The organism is Microcoleus asticus IPMA8 (genome assembly GCF_013179805.1).
Lineage (GTDB): Bacteria > Cyanobacteriota > Cyanobacteriia > Cyanobacteriales > Microcoleaceae > Microcoleus > Microcoleus asticus.
Genome location: NZ_SRRZ01000270.1, coordinates 1 through 2,408, shown reverse-complemented (window position 1 = coordinate 2,408; position 2,408 = coordinate 1). Strand labels below are relative to the sequence as shown.

The 2,408-nt window shown below is 45.4% G+C and carries 2 protein-coding genes; both read right to left on the bottom strand.

What is annotated here, in order from left to right:
• Positions 1–378 precede the first annotated feature (378 nt).
• Complete coding sequence (locus tag E5S67_RS31715) at positions 379–1,065, bottom strand: hypothetical protein (protein WP_172193425.1); 687 nt, start codon at positions 1,063–1,065, stop codon at positions 379–381.
• Positions 1,062–1,571 (bottom strand): hypothetical protein, encoded by a 510-nt coding sequence (locus E5S67_RS31710; protein WP_172193423.1) that lies wholly within the window; start codon positions 1,569–1,571, stop codon positions 1,062–1,064. Before E5S67_RS31710 ends, E5S67_RS31715 begins: the two co-directional genes overlap by 4 nt.
• Positions 1,572–2,408: the final 837 nt, after the last annotated feature.

Genomic DNA, 2,408 nt, shown 5'->3' with positions numbered 1-2,408 from the left:
CAAGTTAAACACAGAGGTACTGGAATCATAATGAATACTCCTATATTTATTGTTTCAAGCACTGCATAGCCCTTAACTGAACCGTATTGGACTTTAGCTGACGCAACAATTAGCTAATTATTTAGCGTTTTTAACAACAAGTGGATTGACTTAATAGTCAAGTTGTGGCATCGGAATTGAATTAAAAATCAAGTTGAGCAAGTGTGAGAAAATTGGCAGGCAGCTAAAATTTATGAAGCGATTTTGTAGCGTAGTACCCACTATGCCAGCAATAAAGTTGAGGCTGGACTATCTGGTTTTTGCGCTCCGTTGAGGCTGTTCGCGAGTGTAAGGCTTACCTCGATCAAGTGCGAGCTGCCGTCTATTGCTAGGAGTCAACTAAACTATCATCGCCAGCCTTTCAATTCTTTGCAATAGCAAGCGAGTGCGACCTGAAATTTTAGCAACGGGTGAGAGGAAAGCAGGCGCGATTTCGCACAGATTTGCAAGCTCGGCTCGAAACCATCCTGATAAAAATGCTTTCACTTCTTCGTCAGCTTGCTGCACTTCCTCGAACAAACTAAAACGCCCGTCAAGCAATGCCACGATGTCTTCAATATCAGAACTAAAATAAAAGTTACCCCCACCTCTACCAATGAAAGCTTCTATTTTGGAAGCGAGGAGGTAAGGCGTTGAAAAAATTAGGATTTGCCTACCACTTGGAAGTTGGTAGCGAATAGAATTAGCAATACCTGGCTTGTACCAGCGGTTAGAAAACCCCAGCACCGATTCATCGCACGGCATGACATCAATTGAAATGCCCTCATACTGCCAGCGACATAGGGGTGCGCCTGATTCTGTAGTTTCTTGAAGCCCAAGGGTTCGCAACAAGTTCGAGAAGTTGTAATATTCAGCTCTGGACATGATTTCGACAACACAATCAACATCATCGGTAGGTCGAATGTCAGGAGCAGCCACTTCGTCCAGATACAGGGATATCGTTGCTCCTCCTGTGAAGACGATGGTAGTGCGTACTTGAGAGAGTACCCGGGCGACTGTTTCCAGCATGAATATCTGCTGATTCATAGAGCGACGATCCTCTTTTCAAGTTCGCTAGTGGCTAAACGTTGCTCCCGCACCCGACCAACTCGAATAGCGTCAATCAAGCTGAGCAAGGCATAAAGTTTTGGATCGTTACTGGCAGCTTGGGGGACTGAGCGGTACAGAGGCGCGATTGCCTGCCCTCTGACGACACCTTGAGGGTCAGGCCAGACGTAAACCTCAGATGGTGAGGCAACCAGCTTGCTTTTCAATGGCTCAGCAGAATGTGCTGTTGGCAGTCCCCGCGAGAGGGGGCCTGGCTGGGCGTAGAATACATAGCGCAGCCCGTGAACCAGGAATTCCAACACCGCTTGCTTCAAAATTTTCCGCTCGGAGCCATAATACAGACCGGCAGCTTCAGAACGCTCAAGGGCAGCATGAACTTCTGATGCGCTCATGCCCAAGCTTTGAGCGAGAGAACTGTACGTCCAGTTCGTTGAATCCCAACTGTGGACTTTGAGTATTGCAAGGATATCTTGGGGTTTTAGCATAGCGGATGAGCGAGCGCATTGTTTCCTTTATTCTACATTCGCGAATAGCGAATACTCAAGAGGTGGCGACTTTAATTTACCGCAAGGCTTAATTGAAGGGTGTGAGCCATGTAGCGAATACAGCGCTCGCCCCGGTTGCTTGAAGCCGTTTTAGGTAGGAGCGTGAGCACTATAAGTTTGAGAAAACTTAGCCGCAACTTTCCTTTACCGGTATCGGTATAAATGGGGGTATAGCCGAGATACGCGCATTCCGAGGACAAGACGTAAAGTTTTTTAAATATAAGACAAAATGACTTGAAGTAGCAAAGCCTGAAATGCTTGGCAGTAAAAGATGGACGCTTTTTGGGTCTGTACGAAGGCAGAATATTAGTTATACTCTGCCTTCTCAAACTTGGTTGAATAGTCAGCCAATTTAGGATGCTTTTGTGCTTGCAAGCTTCCTCGAAAGCTACTTAGGGGCTTATTTGTTACGTTTCTTAATATCACGTCCTCGGAATGCAAGTATCTCGGCTGTACCCCAAGTATATTTGCATGGGGAAATTCAGGGAGTGAGGGAATCAGGTGACGTAGCCGATGAGAGGAAACTTGACCTAAAGTAGACAGGATAAAAAAAATGTAAATAAAAGTTAAGTTTCAATCACTATTATGCTCTTATGAAGAGCTAAAGGCTATCCAGTAGAGACTTTCAAACTAAATCACTTACAACTAAACCAAATAACCAAATGTAGCTGATTCTGATTAACAAAGCTGGCGGGGTGACAACCCCGCCGGAACTCAGACAGGGCTGGTATTTGACCGACTTGTGTTAAAAAAAGATAGGTCAGATGAAAGTTACAC